This window comes from Kluyvera sichuanensis (assembly GCF_014218705.1).
GTDB lineage: Bacteria > Pseudomonadota > Gammaproteobacteria > Enterobacterales > Enterobacteriaceae > Kluyvera > Kluyvera sichuanensis.
The window spans coordinates 74,408-97,556 of the sequence record NZ_JABBJF010000008.1; the positions used below are offsets into that span (position 1 = coordinate 74,408).

19 protein-coding genes are annotated in these 23,149 nt (G+C 55.1%); 13 read left to right on the top strand and 6 right to left on the bottom strand.

The window, feature by feature from the left end; translation table 11 throughout:
* Positions 1-21: 21 nt before the first annotated feature.
* The 4 genes from relA to eno all read left to right on the top strand — a co-directional run bounded on the left by relA (position 22) and on the right by eno (position 6,347).
* The gene (gene relA, locus HII27_RS11325; protein ID WP_185667999.1) at positions 22-2,259 is read left to right on the top strand and encodes a GTP diphosphokinase; all 2,238 of its coding nucleotides are present in this window, start codon (positions 22-24) and stop codon (positions 2,257-2,259) included.
* Between the two features lie 60 nt (positions 2,260-2,319).
* Positions 2,320-3,111, top strand: coding sequence for a nucleoside triphosphate pyrophosphohydrolase (gene mazG / locus HII27_RS11330; protein WP_185668000.1), 792 nt, complete (start codon positions 2,320-2,322; stop codon positions 3,109-3,111).
* Between the two features lie 223 nt (positions 3,112-3,334).
* The gene (pyrG, locus tag HII27_RS11335; RefSeq protein WP_035892851.1) at positions 3,335-4,969 is read left to right on the top strand and encodes a glutamine hydrolyzing CTP synthase; all 1,635 of its coding nucleotides are present in this window, start codon (positions 3,335-3,337) and stop codon (positions 4,967-4,969) included.
* A gap of 79 nt (positions 4,970-5,048) precedes the next feature.
* Complete coding sequence (eno, locus tag HII27_RS11340; RefSeq protein ID WP_035892853.1) at positions 5,049-6,347, top strand: phosphopyruvate hydratase; 1,299 nt, start codon at positions 5,049-5,051, stop codon at positions 6,345-6,347.
* A gap of 50 nt (positions 6,348-6,397) precedes the next feature.
* Here eno and HII27_RS11345 read toward each other — a convergent pair whose 3' ends face one another.
* Complete coding sequence (locus HII27_RS11345; protein ID WP_185668001.1) at positions 6,398-7,507, bottom strand: SDR family oxidoreductase; 1,110 nt, start codon at positions 7,505-7,507, stop codon at positions 6,398-6,400.
* 340 nt (positions 7,508-7,847) lie between these two features.
* Positions 7,848-9,185, bottom strand: a complete 1,338-nt coding sequence (locus tag HII27_RS11350) for a gluconate:H+ symporter (RefSeq protein ID WP_185668002.1) — start codon at positions 9,183-9,185, stop codon at positions 7,848-7,850.
* Positions 9,186-9,477: 292 nt separating this feature from the next.
* Here HII27_RS11350 and queE point away from each other — a divergent pair, with 292 nt between their 5' ends.
* Positions 9,478-10,149: a 7-carboxy-7-deazaguanine synthase QueE gene (queE, locus tag HII27_RS11355; protein WP_185668077.1), complete on the top strand. Its 672-nt coding sequence runs from the start codon at positions 9,478-9,480 to the stop codon at positions 10,147-10,149.
* An 81-nt stretch (positions 10,150-10,230) separates the two neighbouring features.
* Here the strand turns inward: queE and agp are convergent, their stop codons facing one another.
* Together agp and queD are read right to left on the bottom strand one after the other, a co-directional pair.
* The gene (gene agp, locus HII27_RS11360; protein WP_185668003.1) at positions 10,231-11,472 is read right to left on the bottom strand and encodes a bifunctional glucose-1-phosphatase/inositol phosphatase; all 1,242 of its coding nucleotides are present in this window, start codon (positions 11,470-11,472) and stop codon (positions 10,231-10,233) included.
* Positions 11,473-11,638: 166 nt separating this feature from the next.
* Positions 11,639-12,004: a 6-carboxytetrahydropterin synthase QueD gene (gene queD, locus HII27_RS11365; protein ID WP_163446301.1), complete on the bottom strand. Its 366-nt coding sequence runs from the start codon at positions 12,002-12,004 to the stop codon at positions 11,639-11,641.
* Between the two features lie 304 nt (positions 12,005-12,308).
* Between queD and cysJ the strand changes: the two genes are divergently transcribed.
* The 3 genes from cysJ (at position 12,309) to cysH (ending at position 16,638) form a co-directional block, all read left to right on the top strand.
* On the top strand, positions 12,309-14,111 hold the full coding sequence (gene cysJ / locus HII27_RS11370) for an NADPH-dependent assimilatory sulfite reductase flavoprotein subunit (protein WP_185668004.1): 1,803 nt from the start codon (positions 12,309-12,311) through the stop codon (positions 14,109-14,111).
* The gene (gene cysI, locus HII27_RS11375; protein ID WP_185668005.1) at positions 14,111-15,823 is read left to right on the top strand and encodes an assimilatory sulfite reductase (NADPH) hemoprotein subunit; all 1,713 of its coding nucleotides are present in this window, start codon (positions 14,111-14,113) and stop codon (positions 15,821-15,823) included. The genes cysJ and cysI overlap by 1 nt, the downstream gene beginning before the upstream one ends.
* A gap of 80 nt (positions 15,824-15,903) precedes the next feature.
* A complete protein-coding gene (gene cysH, locus HII27_RS11380) occupies positions 15,904-16,638 on the top strand; it encodes a phosphoadenosine phosphosulfate reductase (RefSeq protein WP_185668006.1) in 735 nt (244 codons plus the stop codon).
* 37 nt (positions 16,639-16,675) lie between these two features.
* On the opposite strand, the gene HII27_RS11385 is transcribed toward cysH, so the two are convergent.
* Positions 16,676-17,578, bottom strand: a complete 903-nt coding sequence (locus HII27_RS11385; protein ID WP_185668007.1) for a LysR family transcriptional regulator — start codon at positions 17,576-17,578, stop codon at positions 16,676-16,678.
* 103 nt (positions 17,579-17,681) lie between these two features.
* On the opposite strand from HII27_RS11385, the gene HII27_RS11390 reads away from it, so the two are divergent.
* Both HII27_RS11390 and HII27_RS11395 read left to right on the top strand, forming a co-directional pair.
* The gene (locus tag HII27_RS11390; protein ID WP_185668008.1) at positions 17,682-18,014 is read left to right on the top strand and encodes a nuclear transport factor 2 family protein; all 333 of its coding nucleotides are present in this window, start codon (positions 17,682-17,684) and stop codon (positions 18,012-18,014) included.
* Positions 17,992-18,771: an SDR family oxidoreductase gene (locus tag HII27_RS11395; RefSeq protein ID WP_185668009.1), complete on the top strand. Its 780-nt coding sequence runs from the start codon at positions 17,992-17,994 to the stop codon at positions 18,769-18,771. The genes HII27_RS11390 and HII27_RS11395 overlap by 23 nt, the downstream gene beginning before the upstream one ends.
* Positions 18,772-18,811: 40 nt before the next feature.
* Here HII27_RS11395 and HII27_RS11400 read toward each other — a convergent pair whose 3' ends face one another.
* The gene (locus HII27_RS11400) at positions 18,812-19,858 is read right to left on the bottom strand and encodes an aminopeptidase (protein ID WP_185668010.1); all 1,047 of its coding nucleotides are present in this window, start codon (positions 19,856-19,858) and stop codon (positions 18,812-18,814) included.
* A gap of 331 nt (positions 19,859-20,189) precedes the next feature.
* Between HII27_RS11400 and cysD the strand changes: the two genes are divergently transcribed.
* The 3 genes from cysD to cysC are packed head-to-tail and all read left to right on the top strand — an operon-like array spanning position 20,190 to position 23,140.
* Positions 20,190-21,098, top strand: coding sequence for a sulfate adenylyltransferase subunit CysD (gene cysD, locus HII27_RS11405; RefSeq protein ID WP_185668011.1), 909 nt, complete (start codon positions 20,190-20,192; stop codon positions 21,096-21,098).
* A 9-nt stretch (positions 21,099-21,107) separates the two neighbouring features.
* Positions 21,108-22,535 carry a sulfate adenylyltransferase subunit CysN gene (gene cysN / locus HII27_RS11410; protein WP_185668012.1) on the top strand — a complete coding sequence of 476 codons (1,428 nt, stop codon included), beginning with the start codon at positions 21,108-21,110 and terminating at the stop codon, positions 22,533-22,535.
* A complete protein-coding gene (gene cysC, locus HII27_RS11415) occupies positions 22,535-23,140 on the top strand; it encodes an adenylyl-sulfate kinase (protein ID WP_185668013.1) in 606 nt (201 codons plus the stop codon). The genes cysN and cysC overlap by 1 nt, the downstream gene beginning before the upstream one ends.
* Positions 23,141-23,149 lie beyond the last annotated feature (9 nt).

The window sequence follows — 23,149 nt, forward strand, 5'->3', positions numbered from 1 at the left end:
GGTCCCTGAAAGGAGAGGACAATGGTTGCGGTAAGAAGTGCACATCTCAATAAAGCTGGTGAATTTGACCCACAAAAATGGATCGCAAGTCTGGGAATTTCCAGCCAGCAGTCGTGTGAACGCTTAGCCGAGACCTGGGATTATTGTCGTCGCCAGACCGTGGGACATGATGACGCCGAGCTGATGCTGTGGCGCGGCGTGGAGATGGTTGAAATCCTCTCTACGCTGAGTATGGATAACGACACGTTAAGAGCCGCGCTGCTGTTTCCGTTAGTAGACGCTAACGTTGTCAGTGAAGAAGTGCTGAGCGAAAGCGCCGGTCAATCCGTCGTGACTCTGATTCACGGCGTGCGCGACATGGCGGCTATTCGCCAACTGAAAGCCACCCATACCGATGCGGTCTCCTCCGAGCAGGTGGATAACGTCCGCCGCATGCTGCTGGCGATGGTGGATGATTTCCGCTGCGTGGTTATCAAGCTTGCCGAACGTATTGCCCACCTGCGCGAAGTGAAGGACGCACCGGAAGACGAACGCGTGCTGGCGGCTAAAGAGTGTACCAACATCTATGCGCCGCTGGCTAACCGCTTAGGCATCGGCCAGCTCAAATGGGAGCTGGAAGATTACTGCTTCCGCTACCTGCACCCGGCGGAATACAAGCGCATCGCGAAGCTGCTGCACGAGCGCCGTATTGACCGCGAGCACTACATTTCCGATTTCGTCGGCCACCTGCGCAGCGAAATGAAGACCGAAGGCGTGAAGGCCGAAGTGTACGGTCGCCCGAAACACATCTACAGCATCTGGCGCAAAATGCAGAAAAAGCACCTCGCTTTTGACGAGCTGTTTGACGTGCGCGCGGTGCGTATCGTCGCGGAGCGTTTGCAGGACTGCTACGCCGCGCTGGGGATAGTGCACACTCACTATCGCCACCTGCCAGATGAGTTTGACGACTACGTCGCAAACCCGAAACCAAACGGCTACCAGTCCATCCATACGGTGGTATTAGGGCCGGGCGGCAAAACGGTTGAAATCCAGATTCGTACCAAGCAGATGCACGAAGACGCCGAGCTGGGCGTTGCCGCGCACTGGAAATACAAAGAGGGTACTGGCACGGCGAGCGGGCCGCGTTCCGGTCACGAAGATCGTATCGCCTGGCTGCGTAAACTGATTGCGTGGCAGGAAGAGATGGCCGACTCCGGCGAAATGCTCGACGAAGTGCGCAGCCAGGTCTTCGACGACCGCGTGTATGTGTTTACGCCAAAAGGCGACGTGGTGGACCTTCCGGCAGGCTCCACGCCGCTGGACTTTGCCTACCATATTCATAGCGACGTCGGTCACCGCTGCATCGGCGCCAAGATTGGCGGGCGCATCGTGCCGTTCACCTATCAGTTGCAGATGGGCGACCAGATTGAAATCATCACCCAGAAGCAGCCAAACCCGAGCCGTGACTGGTTGAACCCGAACCTCGGTTACGTAACGACCAGCCGTGGACGTTCGAAAATCCACGCCTGGTTCCGTAAACAGGACAAAGACAAGAACGTGCTGGCCGGGCGGCAGATCCTCGACGACGAGCTGGAGCATCTGGGCATCAGCCTCAAGGAGGCCGAGAAGCACCTGCTGCCGCGTTACAACTTTAACGACGTAGAAGAACTGTTGGCGGCCATCGGCGGCGGTGACATTCGTCTCAACCAGATGGTGAACTTCCTGCAGGCGCAGTTCAATAAGCCGAGCGCCGCCGAGCAGGACGCCGCCGCGCTGAAACAGCTTCAGCAGAAGACGTATACGCCGCAGAACCGCAGTAAAGACAACGGTCGCGTCGTGGTGGAAGGTGTCGGTAACCTGATGCACCATATCGCGCGCTGCTGTCAGCCTATTCCCGGTGACGAGATTGTCGGCTTTATCACCCAGGGGCGCGGGATTTCCGTGCACCGGGCGGACTGCGAACAGCTGGCGGAGCTGCAGTCGCACGCGCCGGAGCGCATCGTTGATGCCGTGTGGGGCGAAAGCTACTCGGCGGGCTACTCGCTGGTGGTGCGCGTTCAGGCCAACGATCGCAGCGGCCTGCTGCGCGATATCACCACCATTCTCGCCAACGAGAAGGTGAACGTGCTGGGCGTGGCCAGCCGTAGCGACACCAAGCAGCAGATGGCGACTATCGACATGACCATCGAAATCTACAACCTGCAGGTGCTGGGCCGTGTGCTCGGCAAGCTGAACCAGGTGCCGGACGTGATCGACGCCCGTCGACTGCACGGCGGTTAATGTTCTTTTTACCCTCTCCCAATGGGGGAGGGTAACTCTCTCTTTTTGCAAGGAATCATCATGACTCAAATCGACCGACTGCTCGGCATCATGCAGCGCCTGCGTGACCCGGAAAACGGCTGCCCGTGGGATAAAGAGCAGACGTTCAGCACCATCGCCCCTTACACGCTGGAAGAGACATACGAAGTGCTCGACGCCATTGCGCGCGAAGACTTTGACGACCTGCGCGGCGAACTGGGCGACCTGCTGTTCCAGGTGGTGTTTTACGCGCAGATGGCTCAAGAAGAGGGGCGCTTTGATTTCAATGATATTTGTGCCGCTATCAGCGACAAGCTGGAGCGTCGTCACCCGCACATTTTCGGCGACGCCCGCGCTGAAAACAGCCAGGAAGTGTTGACCCGCTGGGAGAAAATCAAAACCGCTGAACGGGCAGAGAAAGCCCAGCACTCCGCGCTGGACGATATCCCACGTGCCTTCCCGGCGCTGATGCGGGCGCATAAAATCCAGAAACGCTGCTCAGCGGTTGGTTTTGACTGGACCACGCTTGGCCCGGTGCTCGATAAAGTTTACGAAGAGATCGACGAAGTGATGGACGAAGCCAGGCAGGCGGTGGTCGACGAGGCTAAACTGGAAGAAGAGGTGGGCGACCTGCTGTTTGCCACCGTTAACCTGTCTCGCCATTTAGGGGTAAAAGCAGAGACCGCATTGCAGAAGGCGAACGAAAAATTTGAGCGCCGTTTCCGCGAAGTTGAGCGGATTGTCGCCGCGCGTGGCCTGGAAATGACCGGTGTGGATCTGGATGTGATGGAAGAAGTTTGGCAGCAGGTAAAACGGCAGGAATCTGATCTCTAAAGAATTTTTGTGGGAAAGGGCGAAAAGTGCGAAATCTTAAATGACAAGCGCTTGATTTGCGTCAAAAACTTTTACCCCAAAGGGGCTATTTTCTCACTCCCCATGTTTGTTTCTGCGGCGATTGAGGAGCGAGAATGAAAGTTTGTGGCGCTCGCCATGTTCGGGTATACTACTTTCCCGTCTTGGTTATTCCATCGTTTCACCCTAACTTCTCAGGTCCAGCATGACAACGAACTATATTTTTGTGACCGGCGGGGTCGTATCCTCTCTGGGTAAAGGCATTGCCGCAGCATCCCTGGCAGCCATTCTTGAAGCCCGTGGCCTCAACGTGACCATGATGAAACTGGATCCGTATATTAACGTCGATCCTGGCACCATGAGCCCGATCCAACACGGGGAAGTGTTCGTTACCGAAGACGGCGCTGAAACCGACCTGGACCTGGGTCACTATGAGCGCTTTATTCGTACCAAAATGACTCGCCGCAATAACTTCACTACCGGCCGTATCTACTCAGATGTCCTGCGCAAAGAGCGTCGTGGCGACTATCTGGGCGCAACCGTGCAGGTTATCCCACACATCACTAACGCGATCAAAGAACGCGTCCTCGCCGGTGGCGAAGGTCATGATGTGGTGCTGGTTGAAATCGGCGGTACCGTCGGTGATATCGAATCCCTGCCATTCCTGGAAGCGATTCGTCAGCTGGCCGTGGATATCGGTCGTGAAAACGCGCTGTTCATGCACCTGACTCTGGTGCCATATATGGCAGCCGCGGGCGAAGTCAAAACCAAACCGACTCAGCACTCCGTGAAAGAGCTGCTGTCCATCGGTATTCAGCCAGATATTCTGATCTGTCGTTCCGATCGTGCGGTTCCGGCCAACGAACGTGCAAAAATTGCATTGTTCTGTAACGTGCCAGAAAAAGCCGTTATTTCAATGAAAGACGTCGATTCCATTTATAAAATTCCAGGCCTGTTGAAATCTCAGGGGCTGGACGATTATATTTGTAAACGATTCAGCTTGAACTGCCCGGAAGCAAACCTGGCCGAATGGGAACAGGTTATCTTCGAAGAAGCGAACCCGGCAGGCGAAGTCACGATTGGTATGGTCGGCAAGTACATTGAACTGCCAGATGCTTATAAATCGGTGATTGAAGCGCTGAAACACGGTGGCCTGAAAAACCGCGTAACCGTCAACATCAAGCTGATTGATTCGCAGGATGTGGAAACGCGCGGCGTCGAAATTCTGAAAGATTTGGATGCTATCCTGATCCCTGGCGGCTTCGGCTACCGTGGTGTTGAAGGTAAGATCGCTACTGCACGCTATGCGCGTGAAAACAAAATTCCTTATCTGGGCATCTGCCTGGGTATGCAGGTTGCGCTGATCGAATTCGCGCGTAACGTTGCAGGCATGGAAAACGCCAACTCTACGGAATTTGTGCCAGACTGTAAGTACCCGGTTGTGGCGCTCATTACCGAATGGCGTGATGAAGATGGCAATGTCGAAGTTCGTACTGAAAAGAGCGATCTCGGCGGCACAATGCGCCTTGGCGCACAGCAGTGCCAGCTTAGCGATGACAGCCTGGTCCGCCAGATGTACGGCGAGCCAACTATCGTTGAGCGTCACCGTCACCGCTATGAAGTCAACAACATGTTGTTGAAACCGATTGAAGCTGCAGGTCTGCGCGTTGCGGGCCGTTCCGGGGATGATCAGTTGGTCGAGATCATCGAAGTTCCGAACCACCCGTGGTTCGTTGCTTGTCAGTTCCATCCGGAGTTTACTTCCACGCCGCGTGATGGGCACCCGCTGTTTGCTGGCTTCGTGAAAGCCGCGAGCGAGTACCAGAAGCGTCAGAAGTAAGAAAAGTTAGAACGGCAACGCCCCACGAGGGGCGTTGTTTGTCTGGAGTTTTAGTTTAACTTGTACTGAGGAAAACCTAATGTCCAAAATCGTTAAAATCATCGGTCGTGAAATCATCGACTCCCGTGGTAACCCGACTGTTGAAGCAGAAGTTCACCTGGAAGGTGGTTTCGTTGGTATGGCAGCAGCTCCGTCAGGTGCTTCTACTGGTTCCCGCGAAGCGCTGGAACTGCGCGATGGCGACAAATCTCGCTTCATGGGTAAAGGCGTACTGAAAGCAGTTGGCGCTGTAAACGGCCCAATCGCTCAGGCTCTGCTGGGTAAAGATGCTAAAGATCAGGCTGGCATCGACAAGATCATGATCGATCTGGACGGTACTGAGAACAAATCCAACTTCGGCGCGAACGCAATCCTGGCCGTATCTCTGGCAAACGCCAAAGCAGCAGCTGCTGCTAAAGGTCTGCCACTGTACGCTCACATCGCTGAACTGAACGGCACCCCAGGCAAATACTCCATGCCAGTTCCGATGATGAACATCATCAACGGCGGCGAGCACGCTGACAACAACGTCGACATTCAGGAATTCATGATTCAGCCAGTTGGCGCGAAATCCCTGAAAGAAGCCGTACGTATGGGTTCCGAAGTGTTCCATAACCTGGCTAAAGTTCTGAAAGCTAAAGGTATGAACACTGCAGTTGGTGACGAAGGCGGCTACGCTCCTAACCTGGGTTCCAACGCTGAAGCTCTGGCTGTTATCGCTGAAGCGGTTAAAGCAGCTGGCTACGAGCTGGGCAAAGACATCACTCTGGCGATGGACTGTGCAGCTTCTGAATTCTACAAAGACGGTAAATACGTTCTGGCTGGCGAAGGCAACAAAGCATTCACCTCCGAAGAATTCACTCACTTCCTGGAAGAACTGACCAAACAGTACCCAATCGTCTCCATCGAAGATGGCCTGGACGAATCTGACTGGGCTGGTTTCGCATACCAGACCAAAGTACTGGGCGACAAAATCCAGCTGGTTGGTGACGATCTGTTCGTAACCAACACCAAGATCCTGAAAGAAGGCATCGAAAAAGGCATCGTTAACTCCATCCTGATCAAATTCAACCAGATCGGTTCCCTGACCGAAACTCTGGCTGCGATCAAAATGGCGAAAGACGCTGGCTACACCGCTGTCATCTCTCACCGTTCTGGCGAAACTGAAGACGCTACCATCGCTGACCTGGCTGTTGGTACCGCTGCTGGCCAGATCAAAACTGGTTCTATGAGCCGTTCTGACCGCGTTGCTAAGTACAACCAGCTGATTCGTATCGAAGAAGCTCTGGGTGAACAAGCGCCGTACAACGGTCGTAAAGAGATCAAAGGTCAGGCATAAGCCCGACTTTCTCTGATATAAAAATGCCAGCCCTCGGGCTGGCATTTTTTTTACTTAAAATCGACCGCCATCTGCTGCGGGATGGTCAGCCCGCGGGTGGTCTGCACGCAGCGGTCAATATAGTCAGTAAAGCGAGGGGGTTTTGGCATCCCCATACTCAGCAGTTTGTCGTTGCTAAAGCGCACGTTCAGCGTAGCGAAAGCCCCGTACAGGCGCATTGCCTTCAGCATCAACCGTTCGTTGCACGGGCCGAAAATGGTTTTCAGCTCGCGGCGCATTTTGACCAGCGTTTCATAGCTGACCTGAGCATACTTATCGCCCACCGGCGCTTGCTCCAGCGCGGAAGCCATGGCGTTGTCGATATCGGCAAAGCGGACGCTGTTCTCTTCACCGGCTGAAATATGCACGACCTCTCCCTGAGCGACCGTTGCCGTCAGCAGCATAAGCAGCGCGCTGGCGCAGTAGTCTACCGGGATCACGTCGATGCGGTCTTCCATAGAGCACATGAATTTTTGCAGCATTAACCCCATGCTGAAGACCCAGAAAATGCTGCTGGAAGGCTGGCAGCCGTGATGGGTGTGACCCACAACGATAGAAGGGCGGGCTATCACCAGCGGTAGCGTCGGGAGCTGCTGCTGCATCAACTGTTCGATGGTGGATTTAGAGTGCGTATACTCCACCAGATGCTCGGCGCGCTCGCGGAACTCTGCGCTTTCAGCGACCAGAGAATCCGGCTCAGGCGAGCAGGACATTGCCGTACCAACGTGCAGGAAGCGCTGTAACCCCTCGACCTTCGCCATATGGTGAGCAAACTGCAGCGTGCCTTCTACGTTCACTTTCCAGATTAGCGGGTTGCTGCCAAATGACGCAACGGCGGCGCAGTTCAGTACGTGGGTTACGCCGTCCAGACGCGCATCGTTGAGAAAGCTATCCGGGGAGGCCAGGTCACCGAGTAGGATATTGCGTGGGGTGATCTTCGCCAGCTTCTCTTCATCAATATTGAATTTACGTAAGTTCTCCTTAACCCTTGCGACAGCGGCTTCACCGTTATCCGCACGGACTAAAAGCAGTAAATTAACGCCGCTGTGGCTATTGAGGATTGCTTCCAGTGCCGCACCGCCCAGAAAACCGGTAACGCCTGTGATTAATAGTGTATTCATGAATACTGTCTCGTCATGGTTGGTTTGCGGATTCTAGGATCGGAAAAGTAAACGGCGCTTAAATAAAGAAGTGAGCAATAATGGAGGGGCTTAAGCTTATTTTAAGGTTACAGGCTAGCGCGGATTAAATTGGACAATTTGATATTTAAAAAGATTCAATAAATTTTGTATTGTCGCGTATCATGTTGTTTTTTTAATGAATATATTAAACTAATGGTTATGTCTAAACTGTAAAAATAAACATTTCTTGTTACATCAAAAATGGGCTGGTAAAAGAAAGAAAAATAATCCGTAGTGGGCTGCACTACGGATTATTTATAAAAAATATTTTTAATAAGGCTTAGATAATCAAATCGAGTAATAATACAATTAACAGACCGACAACGGAGTTAGTTAATTCTAAAAGTCCCCAGGTTTTGAAAGTATCTTTAATCGACAGCCCAAAATACTCTTTGAATAACCAGAAGGCGGCATCATTGACGTGGGTCAGCGTGTTGCTCCCTGAAGCGGTCGCCAACACCATTAGCGCCGGATCAACATTAAAAGTGGTAATCATTGGCCCCACAATACCTGCAGCGGTAATGGCAGAGACTGTGCCCGCACCGGTAGCCAGACGCAGCAGCACGGTAATAAACCACGCCATAATCAACGGCGAAACGGAAGAGGTTCGCATCATATCAGCGATGTAATCACCCACGCCGGTATCCATGATGATTTGCTTGAACGCACCGCCTGCGCCGATGATAAAGACCACTAACGCCACTTTTTCGATAGCCGTTGAGTAGGAGCTCATCACCTCGGTCATTGATTTGCCACGCGCGGTACCAAAGGCGTAGAGCGCAACCAGAACGGCTATCAGCATGCTGACCTGTGCGCTACCGATAAAGTTCAGGAAAGAGGTGATACCCGCATTGGCCGGAATAAACAGCTTAATCACGGTAACGCCGGTGATGATAATCGCCGGGATCAGTGGTACCAGCAGGCTGGTGGCGAACGACGGCATTTCGTCATCGCGGAAAACTTTTTGTGATTCCAGCAGCTGCGGGATAGGGCGCTCAAGGTTGCCCAGCAGTTTTGGCAGCAGAATACCGGAGCAAATCACCGTTGGAATCGCGACGATAATCCCGTAGATATAGACCATCCCCATATCGGCGTGGAAGGCAGCGACCAGCGCCGTTGGGCCCGGCTGCGGTGGGAATAGACTATGCGCGGTGGTTGCTGCTGCTACCATGGTGATGCCAAGTTTCAGGAACGGGATTTTTGCCTCACGTGCAATGCTGATAACCAGCGGCGCAAGGATCAGGAAGGCAACTTCGTAGAACATGGCCAGGCCGAAGATCAGCCCAATAACCATAATGGCCCACTGCACTTTCTTCGGCCCAAAACTATTAAGCAGCGTTGAGGAGACGCGCTGGGCGGCACCGGAATCCACCATCAATTTTCCGAGGATCGCCCCGAACAGAATGATGAGTGCCAGATGCCCCAGAGTGCTTCCCACACCGGCCTCGATCGACTTGCCGATCGCTTCCAGCGGCAACCCTTCGCAGATCCCTACAAAAATAGCCGCCAGCAACAGAGCCAGCATGCCATTGATCTTAAATTTCATATTGAGAATAAGTAGCAGTACCACGCCCAGGGCGACCCAGATCACCGGCAAGGCTTCAGCAAACGCGTTCATCCATTTTCCTTGTCAAAATTTATAATTGGTATGATATGTAGCCAGCGAAGGATATTACCTATACAAATGTGTCATACCAATTTGATTGACATAGCAACATGTTAAACGGTGAAGCCCGGCAAAAGATTGATGTAATGAAATTGTTAATTTCATAAAAATAAGCTGATTCATCACAGAAAAGAGTGACGTGGTATCCAGGCCAAAGGTATGGAAGCGGTTGCGCAATAAGTGCGAGGGATAGTTGGCGCGAAGTATGCGATAATAACGGTTTACCACTACTGAAGAGTTGATGATGCAGTACCCGATTAATGAGATGTTCCAGACCCTGCAGGGTGAAGGTTATTTTACTGGCGTCCCCGCCATTTTTATTCGTTTACAGGGATGCCCGGTAGGCTGTGCCTGGTGTGATACTAAGCATACCTGGGAAAAGCTTAGCGATCGGGAAGTTTCGCTGTTCAGTATCCTGGCAAAAACCAAAGAGAGCGACAAATGGGGGGCGGCGAGCAGCGATGACCTACTGGCAATTATTGGCCGCCAGGGGTGGACCGCGCGCCACGTGGTGATCACCGGTGGTGAACCCTGCATCCACGATTTAACGCCGCTCACGGCGCTGCTTGAGCAAAACGGCTACAGCTGCCAGATTGAAACCAGCGGTACTCATGAAGTGCGCTGCACGCCGGGTACCTGGGTCACCGTGTCGCCGAAGGTGAATATGCGCGGCGGCTATGACGTGCTGTCACAGGCGCTGGAACGTGCCGATGAAATCAAACATCCGGTAGGCCGCGTGCGCGATATCGAAGCGCTGGATGAACTGTTGGATACGCTGAGCGATGACAAACCGCGCATTATTGCGTTGCAGCCAATCAGCCAGAAAGATGATGCCACCCGCCTGTGCATTGAAACCTGCATTGCGCGTAACTGGCGCCTGTCGATGCAGACGCACAAATATCTGAATATTGCCTGATAGGTAGCCCGGCCGAGCGACGCGACGCCGGGAAGTTCCCCGGAGTCGGTGCGATGCACCTCGTCCGGGCTACGTTATATTTTACTTCGCCGCGTCGTTCATCACCTTCGAGAAGGTATCCATCGGGCAGAAACCGTTGGCATCTACCGGACAGCCTTTCAGCGACAGCGTGACGCGCTGCGGCGGCGTCTTCAGCGTCAGCGTATCGGCGTTACGCAGCTGATCGGCGCTCTGATAAACATACTCAATTTTCATCAACTCCCGATTCGCTTTCGTATCATGCCAGCGCTGGAAGACAATTTTCCCGCCAATCGGCGTGCGCTCGTACTGTCCCGGCAGCGTGTAGGCGTCGAAATCAAGCGCCGTCAGCAGCGAGGCAATATTCGAGTCATGCCCAACCAGTACGGTGATTTTTGGCGTTTTCGCCGCTTCGGTCACCAGCGCGTTATCGATATATTTCACCAGCGGTTTCGCCACGTTGCGCGCCACTTCCGGCGAGGTGAACAGGCTGTCCTGATAGCCGTTTTTCAGCTGTGAAAGCAGACGCCACTGCTGGTCGGTTTTAATTTCACCCCAAGCCACCTGGTCCAGCGGGAACCCTTCATAATATTGCAGCGTGAACGCATCAACCAGCGAGTTACCTATCGCCAGCGGCCCCTTAACGCCAGGCTCTTTCTGGTAATTGGCGCTAAAGCTGTCTTTCGCTTCGGTCAGTGAGCACTGCTGTTTTTCTTTGCAGGATGGAGAATCCTGATAGCGGGCGATCTGTGACAGCAGCTTGTAGCTCTCGTCGAGCTGTTTGGCCAGGCGCGCTTTCTCCATTGCCTGTACCGCTTGCTCGCGGAATTGGGCAGAGTCGTCGGTGATCACCGGGTTGAATGTTGGGTCCATCGTGCCCATTTTTTCCTGGTGATGAACCACGACGTCGCAGCCAGGGAAGGCACCGTTAATAAAGAACTGTGCGGTAGCGACGGTACGCTGCAGGCTGTTGGCGTAGGCGTATACCGTGTCGGGCGCCGGGCATTCGCCGCTGGTGACCATACCCTGCTGCGCCAGCCACTCACGCATATAGTGGCCCATATAGACTTCGAGTACACCGCCTTTGGTGGTCAACTGGCCGCCGGGGACATCCCATTCAGGCCAGGCGTTCGGCGTTGACTGCTCCAGCACGCTGCCGTTGGTCGCCAGCGGCGCACGCAGGTTGTGACGGCTCATCATCAGCACCTGCTGAAGCTGATAGCCTTCGGGTGGGGTTTGCGCCTGACTCAGTCCTGAGAACAATAACAGTGCCGGCATCGCTGCGGCGAGAAGCGTTTTCTTCATCCCTTATTCCTCACAATGTATTAACCAACCCAATGAGTGTGACAGAACTTCGTCATTTTTCCTGGGCGGAGGCCGCATTCTGAAAGATTAGGGAAATGAATGTGATAGGACGCTGCAGAAGGGAAAACGGGGGAGACGTGAACCGACTCCCCGCGTGCAGGCTGACTTACTCGCCGCGATAAACGCAGCCGGCCGTGCAAGTTTCTTTAACCATTACTGCGCTAAGCAGCGGAACGACCGGTTTTACCTGTTCCCAGATCCAGCGGGACAACACTTCGCTGGTTGGGTTTTCGAGGCCCGGAATATCGTTCAGGTAGTAGTGATCCAGACGATCGTAGGTTGGCTTGAATGCCGCTTTCAGTTCGGCAAAATCCATGATCCAACCGGTATGAGGATCGACTTCACCGGTGATCTCAAGACGCACCATAAACGAGTGGCCGTGCAGGCGACCGCATTTGTGTCCTTCCGGCACGTGCGGCAGATGGTGGGCGGCTTCGAAGGTGAAATCTTTAAACAGTGTGGTGGACATCATGAACTCTCAGTCTTGCGGAAAAAAACGCCGCATAGTACCCGAATGCACATTTTTCTGCATTAACTAAAACGGGCAAATAGACAACGAGTACAAGTATTAATCTTGATGATGATTATTTTCTAATTATATCAATGTGTTATTCAACCTGTTTTATCGCTAATAACTACCAGGAAAACAGGTTAGTCCATTTGGTTATTTGATATTTCTATCACTTCTTTAATTGTTATTATCGACGTCGTTAACCTTACATTCAGTTCTGTTTTTCCTGATTAGAAACAGCTTTGCTACTGGAACATAACGACGCATGACAACACAGTCCCCCCCTTCAGCGTTGCTCCCGCTAAACCCGGAGCAGATGGCACGCCTTCAGGCGGCCACAACCGATTTATCACCAACCCAGCTTGCGTGGGTTTCCGGCTATTTTTGGGGCGTGCTTAATCAGCAGCCTGGTGCGGGCGCAGTCGCTGCCGCACCAGTCGCCGCTGAAGTCCCGAGCATTACGCTTATCTCTGCGTCGCAAACGGGCAACGCCCGCCGCGTGGCGGAAGCGCTGCGTGACGACCTGCTGGCTGCCAAACTGAACGTGAACCTGGTGAATGCCGGGGATTATAAATTCAAACAAATCGCGTCAGAAAAGCTGTTGGTTGTTGTAGCGTCTACACAGGGTGAAGGGGAAGCGCCGGAAGAAGCCGTGGCGCTGCATAAGTTCCTGTTCTCGAAGAAAGCGCCGAAGCTCACTGATACCGCCTTTGCGGTGCTGGGGCTGGGCGACACGTCCTATGAATTCTTCTGCCAGGCCGGTAAAGATTTCGACAGCAAGCTGGCTGAGCTCGGCGGTGAACGCCTGCTCGACCGCGTGGATGCCGACGTGGAATATCAGGCGGCGGCCGCCGAATGGCGTGCGCGTCTGGTTGAGGTGCTGAAAGCGCGTGCGCCGGCGGCACCTTCCGTTCAGGCGGCGGCGAGCGGAGCGGTTAACGACATCCACTCCAGCCCATACACCAAAGAAGCCCCGCTCACGGCGTCGCTGTCGGTGAACCAGAAAATCACCGGCCGTGATTCAGAAAAAGATGTTCGCCATATCGAAATCGATCTCGGCGACTCCGGCCTGCGCTACCAGCCTGGTGATGCGCTGGGCGTCTGGTATCAGAACGACCCAGAGCTGGTCAAAGAGCTGGTTGAACTGCTGTGGCTCAAGGGTGACGAGTCGGTCACGGTTGAGGGCAAAACGCTGCCGCTCGCCGATGCACTGCAGTGGCACTTCGAGCTGACGGTCAACACCGCCAATATCGTGGAAAACTACGCCACGCTGACCCGCAGTGAATCTCTGCTGCCGCTGGTGGGCGATAAAGCGCAGCTGCAGCAGTATGCCGCGACTACGCCGATTGTCGACATGGTGCGTTTCTCTCCTGCTCAGCTGGATGCCGATGCGCTGATTGGCCTGCTGCGTCCGTTGACGCCGCGCCTCTACTCTATTGCCTCGTCGCAGGCGGAAGTCGAGAGCGAAGTGCACGTGACCCTTGGCGTTGTGCGCTACGAGATTGAAGGCCGGGCACGCGCCGGTGGCGCCTCCAGCTTCCTCGCCGACCGCGTGGAAGAAGAGGGCGAAGTCCGCGTATTCATCGAACATAACGATAACTTCCGCCTGCCGGCTAACCCGCAGACGCCGGTTATTATGATTGGCCCGGGTACCGGTATTGCACCGTTCCGCGCCTTTATGCAGCAGCGCGCGGCCGATGGCGCTGAAGGCAAAAACTGGCTGTTCTTTGGTAACCCGCACTTCACCGAGGATTTCCTCTATCAGGTGGAGTGGCAGCGTTACGTAAAAGAAGGCGTGCTGAGCCGTATCGATATGGCCTGGTCACGTGACCAAAAAGAAAAAATCTACGTACAAGACAAACTGCGCGAACAGGGCGCGGAACTGTGGCGCTGGATCAATGACGGTGCCCACATTTATGTCTGCGGCGACGCTAATCGCATGGCGAAAGACGTTGAGCAGGCATTGCTGGAAGTGATTGCTGAATTCGGTGCAATGGAAATCGAATCGGCGGATGAATTTTTAAGTGAGCTGCGCGTTGAGCGCCGTTATCAGCGAGATGTCTACTAATGAGCGAAAAATACCCAGGGCCTTTAGTGGTCGAAGGCAAACTGACTGACGCCGAGCGCATGAAGCGTGAAAGTAATTTCCTGCGCGGCACCATCGCGGAAGACCTGAACGACGGTCTGACCGGCGGCTTCCACGGCGATAACTTCCTGCTGATCCGCTTCCACGGCATGTATCAGCAGGATGACCGTGACATTCGCGCCGAACGCGCCGAGCAGAAGCTGGAGCCGCGCCATGCGATGCTGCTGCGCTGTCGTCTGCCGGGCGGGGTGATCACCACCACGCAGTGGAAGGCCATCGATAAATTCGCCGCTGACAACACCATTTACGGCAGCATCCGTCTGACCAACCGTCAGACCTTCCAGTTCCACGGCATTCTGAAGAAGAACGTGAAGCCGGTTCACCAGATGCTGCACTCCGTCGGGCTTGATGCGCTGGCGACCGCCAACGACATGAACCGTAACGTGCTGTGTACCTCCAACCCGTATGAGTCCGAGTTGCACGCCGAGGCCTACGAGTGGGCGAAGAAAATTTCTGAGCATCTGCTGCCGCGCACCCGCGCCTATGCTGAGATCTGGCTCGATCAGGAAAAAGTAGCGACGACGGACGAAGAGCCGATCCTCGGTTCAACTTATCTGCCGCGTAAATTTAAAACCACCGTGGTGATCCCGCCGCAGAACGATATCGATCTGCACGCTAACGACATGAACTTCGTGGCGATTGCCGAAAATGGCAAGCTGGTGGGCTTCAACCTGCTGGTGGGCGGCGGTCTGTCCATCGAGCACGGTAACAAGAAAACCTACGCCCGTACGGCAAGCGAGTTCGGCTATCTGCCGCTTGAGCATACGCTGGCGGTAGCGGAAGCGGTGGTGACGACTCAGCGCGACTGGGGTAACCGTACCGACCGTAAAAATGCCAAAACCAAATACACCCTTGAGCGCGTCGGCGTCGACACCTTCAAGGAAGAGGTTGAGCGTCGTGCGGGGATCAAATTTGAGCCAATCCGCCCTTACGAGTTCACCGGTCGTGGCGATCGGATTGGTTGGGTGAAAGGGATCGACGATAACTGGCACCTGACGCTGTTTATCGAAAACGGTCGTATTCTCGATTACCCGGGCCGTCCGCTGAAAACCGGACTGCTGGAGATCGCGAAGATCCACAAAGGCGATTTCCGCATCACTGCGAACCAGAACCTGATCATCGCTGGCGTACCGGAAAGCCAGAAGGCGAAGATCGAGAAACTGGCGCGCGACCATGGGCTGATGAATGCGGTGAAGCCGCAGCGTGAAAACTCCATGGCCTGCGTGTCTTTCCCGACCTGCCCGCTGGCGATGGCGGAAGCCGAGCGTTTCCTGCCGTCGTTCACTGACAAAGTGGAAGATATTCTGGAGAAACACGGTATCCCTGAAGAGCACATTGTGATGCGCGTGACCGGCTGCCCGAACGGCTGTGGCCGTGCGATGCTCGCCGAGTTGGGGCTGGTAGGTAAAGCGCCGGGCCGCTACAACGTGCATTTGGGCGGCAACCGCATGGGGACGCGCATACCGCGTATGTATCGTGAAAACATTACGGAAACGGAAATTCTCGCTTCTGTAGACGAACTGGTTGGGCGCTGGGCGAAAGAGCGCGAAGCGGGTGAAGGCTTCGGCGACTTTACGGTGCGTGCGGGCATCATTCGCCCGGTGCTCGATCCAGCGCGTGATTTCTGGGAATAACTCCGTTTCCCCCTCACCCTAACCCTCTCCCCATAGGGGAGAGGGCCGGGGTGAGGGGAAAACACACAAACGAGGTTGCTATGTCCGTACTGTCTTTAAGCGCGCTGAACGAACTGCCGAAAGTCGATCGCGTATTAGCACTGGCCGAAACCAACGCCCAGCTGGAAAAACTGAGCGCCGAGGAGCGCGTAGCCTGGGCGCTGGAAAACCTGCCCGGCGAATACGTGCTCTCCTCAAGCTTTGGTATCCAGGCGGCGGTAAGCCTGCATCTGGTGAATCAGATTCGCCCGGATATCCCGGTGATCCTCACCGATACCGGCTATCTGTTCCCGGAAACCTATCAGTTTATCGACGAGTTAACGGACAAACTCAAACTCAACCTGCAGGTCTATCGCGCGAAAGAGAGCGCGGCCTGGCAGGAAGCGCGCTACGGCAAGCTGTGGGAGCAGGGCGTTGAGGGCATTGAGAAATACAATGACATCAACAAGGTTGAGCCGATGAACCGGGCGCTTAGCGACCTTAACGCACAAACCTGGTTTGCTGGCCTGCGCCGCGAGCAGTCAGGCAGCCGCGCTACGTTGCCGGTGCTGGCCATTCAGCGCGGCGTCTTTAAAGTGCTGCCGATCATCGACTGGGACAACCGTACGGTTTACCAGTACCTGCAAAAGCACGGCCTGAAGTATCATCCGCTGTGGGATCAAGGCTATCTGTCAGTGGGCGATACCCACACCACTCGCAAATGGGAACCGGGCATGGCGGAAGAAGAGACGCGCTTCTTCGGGCTTAAGCGCGAGTGCGGGCTGCACGAAGGGTAATCACATTATCACGCAGCGGCTTTTCCGCTGCGTGATATCAACCCTGCTGGCTAGCTGACTCCCTCGCCATCGTCAGAAACGCAGCAAGCCCCGCGGAAGGGTTGCGACGTCCGGGGTAGTAGATACACAATCCGGGGAAAGGCGGCGTCCAGTCGCTGAGCAGGCGAATCAAGCGGCCTGCTGCAATATCTTCCACCACATCCTGCTCCAGAAAACAGCCAATACCTGAACCTTCCAGCACGGCAATCCTCGCTAAAGAGGCTTCATCAAGCGTGAGCTGCCCGCGAACATCCACCTGAACTACCTCTCCGGCGTTCTCCAGATGCCAGCGATAAATCGTGCCGTCTGGCAACCTGACCCGGATGCAGGCGTGTTGAAGCAGGTCGAGGGGCGTTTCTGGGCTGCCGTGCTGCGCCAGATACTGCGGCGAGGCGACAATTGCGTGACGCTGCGGCTGGCCTAATGAAATGGCAATCATGTCATTGGGGATAAGCTTCGCCACGCGGACGCCCATATCAAAGCCCTCCGCCACGATATCAATCAGTCGGCCATCGGTGACAATATCCACCTGCATTTCGGGATAGCGCTGCAGAAATTTCAGCACCAGCGAAGAGAGGATCGTGCGTGCCGCAAAGGGCGGCGTGTTAATCCGCAGCAGGCCCGACGGCGTTTCGCGACGGGCGCGGACGACCTCCAGAGCGTCATAAACCCCCTGTAGCGACGGGCCAACATTATCAATAAACAGGCGGCCTGCATCGGTAAGGCTGACGCTACGGGTGGTGCGGTTAAACAGTCGGACGCCAAGCCCGGACTCAAATTTGGCAATGGTGTGGCTTAACGCCGTGGTGGAGACGCCTAAATCGACCGCCGCCGCGCGGAAAGTACCCCGACGCGCAATGGCCATGACGGCTTCTAAATCGGTGAGCGTAACGCGCGACATTATCCCGTTTCCTTCATTACTTCATCAATGTTTGTCCTGATTGTTTAAATTATAGCGGCTCCTTAAAGTAAACCCGTAACGTTTATTTAAGAGGAGCGGCAGCATGAACATGCCGATGGCAATACAGCATTTCTTTAATGAAGAGAGTCTCGATACGGCAATGAGCGCCTTTGCCGAATATGCGGTGGTCAAAGACGAGGGGAATACTTACACCGGCCGCACGGCTATCCGCGCATGGCGGGTTGCCTCAAGGGAACAATATGATTTTGTCTCCGAGCCGTTCGACATGTTTTCACGTGGCGATATCGTCACGATTCGCGCCAACGTCAGCGGTAACTTTCCGGGGAGCCCGGTGGTGCTGGACTACGATTTCCGTCTCATGATGAACCGTATTGTTGAACTGGAGATTGGCTATGCCGAGCTTCCTGGGGCTTGAGGGGAAACGAGTGCTGGTCACGTCAGGGACCAAAGGTGCCGGGGCGGCGACGGCGGCGCTGTTTTTAGCGCAGGGGGCACGGGTGATGATCAGTGCCAGACATCAGCCGGAGGCCCGCAGCGAGGCGCTGTTTGTCGCCGCGGACCTCACTACTGCAGAAGGCTGCGCGACGCTGGCCGATGCGGTACAGACGCAGCTTGGCGGCGTTGATATTGTCGTCCATATGCTGGGCGGGTCGTCATCGCCAGCTGGAGGTTACGCCGTGCTCAGCGATGATATCTGGCAGCAGGAGCTGGCGTTGAACCTCTATCCTGCCGTCCGTCTGGATCGCCTGCTGCTGCCTGCAATGGTCGCTAATGGGAAGGGGGTAGTGGTTCACGTCTCGTCTATTCAACGCACGCTGCCGTTGCCGGAGTCCACCACGGCTTACGCGGCGGCGAAAGCGGCGTTATCCACCTACAGTAAAAGCCTGTCCAAAGAGGTGTCGCCAAAAGGCGTGCGTGTTGTAACGGTGTCGCCGGGATGGATTGAAACCGAGGCCGCGGTTCGTTTTGCCGAGCGGCTTGCCGTTGAGAAGGGGATTGACTACGAAGGCAGCAAAAAGATCATTATGGATTCACTGGGCGGGATTGCGCTCGGCCGGCCGTCGACGCCGGATGAGGTGGCGAACCTGATTGCCTTCCTGGCCTCTGAGCGGGCCGGTTCGATTACCGGCAGCGAATACGTCATTGATGGTGGGACGATCCCGACGGTGTAATGTGAAAAAAGGTCAGGCAGGGCGCCTGACCTTGATGGTATCAACTGCGCGTTTTCGCCTTCGCCAGCTCACGCATCAGCGGCATCATCACCCGCACGACTTCACGGCTGCGGCGCTCAATACGCCCCGGCAGCGCTTTATCGAGATACTGCTGATTGTCGATATGGGCATTGTGCCAGCTGGTGCCGTCAGGGAAGCTCGCGCTTTTTGCCCGTTGCTGGTAGCCATCTTTTTTACCGAGTGACCAGTTCGTCGCTTCAACGGAGAGCACCGGAATCCCGGCTTTATCGAAAATTTCCGCGTCGTTGCAGCAGCCGGTTCCCTGTGGGTATTGCGCATTCAGGCCGGGATTGGTTGCCGCCGCAATACCGCGGCTATGCGCAAGGGTCAGCGCGCGGTCGCGGGTCAGTTTGCGCACCGAGGCGGGTGTTTTCACGCCGCTGTTAAAATAGATTTTATCGCCAACCACCAGGTTATCGAGGTTGATAACCAGCAGGGTGTTTTTCTTCTCCGCGCTGCTCATGCGTTTGAGAAGATTCTCTGCGCCGAGCTTGCCTTCTTCTTCGCCGCTGGTGGCGATAAAGCGAATGCCGTACTGCGTCGGAATGCTTTTAAAACGCTCTGCCAGCTCCAGCATGACGCCCAGGCCCAGCGCATTATCGTCGATCCCCTGAAGCGTCAGGCCGCCAAGGTTTTTCTCCACGTCGCTGTCGTTATGCGGCGCGTAGGTATCCAGATGCGCCATCACAATAATCTGCTGCGGTGATTTCCCTTCATGAGCGGCGATCACCGTACTGCCAACCACGTTATGCCAGTTCTTACGGTTATCTTTGGTGGTGTAGATATAGCGGCTGTTAAAGGTGCGGATATCGCTCTGGTAGCCCATTTGCGCAAACTGCTGGCGAATGTAGTCAGCGGAGAGCATTTCGGCTGGCGTACCGGTAATGCGGCCAGGGAAATAGGTGGCGATATAGCGAGCTTGCGTATTAGCGATGGTTCCCAGAGGCGTGGTGGCCGCCTGTGCTGGAAGAAGAGTGCAGACGCCGAGCGCCATGGCTGTCAGACAGTGGCGCAGTGCGGAGAACATAGGAAGTCCTTACAACGATGCAAAAAAATAGTCGTGAGTAGTATGAAACCGTGAAGGGGATTACACAATTTCAAAACCTCCTAAATGCCGGAAATAGCGGGCGTTAAGCACTTTTTGATATTTGCTTTTTCAGCTCGTTATTCCTTTGAGTAACAACTCATTCCTTTTCGTAATTTCATTTGGTCTAAACCACCCCCTATAGTCCCTCTATTGCTGATTGTTAGCGAGTTGTAGCACGACACCCGCAACAACAAAAAAAAGCGCCCGACGACACGACACAATCCGGCATCAACACAACAGACGTGCAATGAATCAGGCTTAAGGAACGGTTATGGACCAAAAACGACTTACTCACCTGCGGCAACTGGAGGCGGAAAGCATCCATATCATCCGTGAGGTGGCCGCCGAATTCGCTAATCCGGTGATGATGTACTCCATCGGTAAAGATTCCAGCGTAATGCTGCACCTGGCGCGCAAAGCGTTTTATCCTGGTACGCTGCCGTTCCCGCTGCTGCACGTTGATACCGGCTGGAAATTCCGTGAAATGTACGAATTCCGTGATCGTACCGCGAAGGCCTACGGCTGCGAACTGCTGGTGCATAAAAACCCGGAAGGGGTGGCGATGGGGATTAACCCGTTCGTGCACGGCAGCGCTAAGCATACCGACATCATGAAAACCGAAGGGCTGAAGCAGGCGCTGAACAAATACGGCTTTGATGCCGCGTTCGGCGGCGCGCGCCGTGACGAAGAGAAGTCGCGCGCCAAAGAGCGTATCTACTCCTTCCGTGACCGTTTCCACCGCTGGGACCCGAAAAACCAGCGCCCGGAGTTATGGCACAACTACAACGGCCAGATTAACAAAGGTGAAAGCATCCGCGTCTTCCCGCTCTCCAACTGGACCGAGCTGGATATCTGGCAGTACATCTACCTGGAAAACATCGATATTGTTCCGCTCTATCTGGCCGCTGAGCGTCCGGTGCTGGAACGCGATGGCATGCTGATGATGATCGATGACGACCGTATCGACCTGCAGCCGGGTGAAGTGATTAAAAAACGGATGGTGCGCTTCCGTACCCTGGGATGCTGGCCGCTGACCGGCGCGGTAGAGTCCGACGCGCAGACGTTGCCGGAAATTATCGAAGAGATGCTGGTCTCGACCACCAGTGAACGTCAGGGCCGCGTGATTGACCGCGACCAGGCTGGCTCCATGGAGCTTAAAAAACGTCAGGGTTATTTCTAAGGAGCCGCCATGAACACCACTATTGCACAACAAATCGCTGATGAAGGCGGCGTGGAAGCGTATCTGCACGCCCAGCAGCACAAAAGCCTGCTGCGTTTCCTGACCTGCGGCAGCGTGGATGACGGCAAAAGTACGCTGATTGGCCGCCTGCTGCACGACACCCGCCAGATTTATGAAGACCAGCTCTCCTCGCTGCATAACGACAGCAAACGTCACGGTACCCAGGGCGAAAAACTCGATCTGGCGCTGCTGGTGGACGGCCTGCAGGCCGAGCGCGAGCAGGGTATTACCATCGACGTGGCATACCGTTACTTCTCCACCGAGAAGCGCAAATTTATTATTGCCGACACCCCGGGGCACGAGCAGTACACTCGCAACATGGCGACCGGTGCGTCCACCTGTGATCTGGCGATCCTGTTGATCGATGCCCGTAAAGGCGTGCTCGACCAAACCCGCCGTCACAGCTTTATTTCGACGCTGCTGGGGATCAAACACCTGGTAGTGGCTATCAACAAAATGGATCTCGTCGACTACAGCGAAGAGACCTTTAACCGCATTCGCGAAGAGTACCTGACCTTCGCCGAACAGCTGCCGGGCAACCTCGATATTCGCTTCGTGCCGCTCTCCGCGCTGGAAGGCGATAACGTGGCCAGCAGCAGCGACAAGATTGCATGGTACAGCGGCCCGACGCTGCTGGAAGTACTGGAAACCGTGGAGATCCGCCGTACGGTGGACACCCAGCCAATGCGCTTCCCGGTGCAGTACGTTAACCGTCCTAACCTCGACTTCCGCGGCTTCTCCGGCACCGTTGCCTCGGGCAGCGTGAAGGTCGGCCAGCGCATTAAAGTGCTGCCATCAGGCGTGGAATCCACGGTTGCCCGTATCGTTACCTTTGATGGCGACCTGCCGGAAGCCTACGCAGGTGAAGCGGTGACGCTGGTGCTGAAAGATGAAATCGACATCAGCCGTGGCGATCTGCTGCTGGACGCGCAGGATGTGCTGCCGTCGGTACAGCGTGCCGCCGTTGACGTGGTATGGATGGCTGAACAGCCGCTGGCGGCGGGGCAGAGCTACGACATCAAAGTCGCTGGCAAGAAAACCCGCGCCCGCGTGGACGGCATTCAGTACCAGGTAGATATCAACAACCTGACCCAGCGTGAAGTGGATGCGCTGCCGCTGAACGGCATTGGTCTTGTAGACCTGACCTTTGACGAACCGCTGGTGCTCGACAAATATCAGGAGAACCCGGTGACCGGTGGCCTTATCTTTATCGACCGCTTAACCAACGTCACTGTTGGCGCCGGTATGGTGCACGAGCCAAATACCCAGGATACCGTGACCACCTCTGAATTCAGCGCCTTCGAGCTGGAGCTGAATGCGCTGGTGCGTAAACACTTCCCACACTGGGGTGCGCGCGATCTGCTGGGAGGCAAGTAATGGCTCAGCATGACGAAAACGTCGTCTGGCACGCCCATCCTGTCACCGCACAGCAGCGCGAACAGCTCCACGGTCACCGTGGGGTTGTGCTGTGGTTCACCGGGCTTTCGGGCTCGGGGAAATCTACCGTGGCCGGGGCGCTGGAAGAGGCGCTGCATCAAATCGGCGTCAGCACCTATCTGCTTGATGGCGATAACGTGCGCCACGGTTTGTGTAACGATTTAGGTTTTACCGACGCGGACCGTAAGGAAAACATTCGTCGTGTGGGTGAAGTGGCGAAGCTGATGGTGGATGCCGGGCTGGTCGTATTGACCGCGTTTATTTCACCGCACCGGGCGGAGCGTCAGATGGTTCGCGAGCGCGTCGGCGATGACCGCTTCTTTGAAGTGTTTGTCGATACGTCACTGGCGACCTGTGAAGCGCGCGATCCGAAAGGGCTCTACAAAAAAGCGCGTGCCGGTGAACTGCGGAATTTTACCGGAATTGATTCATCATATGAATCTCCCGAGCGGCCTGCAATCCGCCTTGATGGTGAACAATTAGTAACAAATTTGGTTGCGCAATTATTAGATCTACTCAAGCAGAGCGATATTATCAGATCCTGAAAACGTGCC

What these genes read in the sequence shown, in the direction of transcription:
- mazG (WP_185668000.1), top strand. Translation starts at nt 2,320, where the DNA reads ATGACTCAAATCGACCGACTGCTCGGCATCATGCAGCGCCTGCGTGAC.
- queE (WP_185668077.1), top strand. Translation starts at nt 9,478, where the DNA reads ATGCAGTACCCGATTAATGAGATGTTCCAGACCCTGCAGGGTGAAGGT.
- cysI (WP_185668005.1), top strand. Translation starts at nt 14,111, where the DNA reads ATGAGCGAAAAATACCCAGGGCCTTTAGTGGTCGAAGGCAAACTGACT.
- agp (WP_185668003.1), bottom strand. Translation starts at nt 11,472, where the DNA reads ATGAAGAAAACGCTTCTCGCCGCAGCGATGCCGGCACTGTTATTGTTC.
- queD (WP_163446301.1), bottom strand. Translation starts at nt 12,004, where the DNA reads ATGATGTCCACCACACTGTTTAAAGATTTCACCTTCGAAGCCGCCCAC.
- cysH (WP_185668006.1), top strand. Translation starts at nt 15,904, where the DNA reads ATGTCCGTACTGTCTTTAAGCGCGCTGAACGAACTGCCGAAAGTCGAT.
- HII27_RS11345 (WP_185668001.1), bottom strand. Translation starts at nt 7,507, where the DNA reads ATGAATACACTATTAATCACAGGCGTTACCGGTTTTCTGGGCGGTGCG.
- cysN (WP_185668012.1), top strand. Translation starts at nt 21,108, where the DNA reads ATGAACACCACTATTGCACAACAAATCGCTGATGAAGGCGGCGTGGAA.
- HII27_RS11395 (WP_185668009.1), top strand. Translation starts at nt 17,992, where the DNA reads ATGCCGAGCTTCCTGGGGCTTGAGGGGAAACGAGTGCTGGTCACGTCA.
- HII27_RS11390 (WP_185668008.1), top strand. Translation starts at nt 17,682, where the DNA reads ATGAACATGCCGATGGCAATACAGCATTTCTTTAATGAAGAGAGTCTC.
- HII27_RS11385 (WP_185668007.1), bottom strand. Translation starts at nt 17,578, where the DNA reads ATGTCGCGCGTTACGCTCACCGATTTAGAAGCCGTCATGGCCATTGCG.
- cysJ (WP_185668004.1), top strand. Translation starts at nt 12,309, where the DNA reads ATGACAACACAGTCCCCCCCTTCAGCGTTGCTCCCGCTAAACCCGGAG.
- pyrG (WP_035892851.1), top strand. Translation starts at nt 3,335, where the DNA reads ATGACAACGAACTATATTTTTGTGACCGGCGGGGTCGTATCCTCTCTG.
- eno (WP_035892853.1), top strand. Translation starts at nt 5,049, where the DNA reads ATGTCCAAAATCGTTAAAATCATCGGTCGTGAAATCATCGACTCCCGT.
- HII27_RS11400 (WP_185668010.1), bottom strand. Translation starts at nt 19,858, where the DNA reads ATGTTCTCCGCACTGCGCCACTGTCTGACAGCCATGGCGCTCGGCGTC.
- cysC (WP_185668013.1), top strand. Translation starts at nt 22,535, where the DNA reads ATGGCTCAGCATGACGAAAACGTCGTCTGGCACGCCCATCCTGTCACC.
- cysD (WP_185668011.1), top strand. Translation starts at nt 20,190, where the DNA reads ATGGACCAAAAACGACTTACTCACCTGCGGCAACTGGAGGCGGAAAGC.
- HII27_RS11350 (WP_185668002.1), bottom strand. Translation starts at nt 9,185, where the DNA reads ATGAACGCGTTTGCTGAAGCCTTGCCGGTGATCTGGGTCGCCCTGGGC.
- relA (WP_185667999.1), top strand. Translation starts at nt 22, where the DNA reads ATGGTTGCGGTAAGAAGTGCACATCTCAATAAAGCTGGTGAATTTGAC.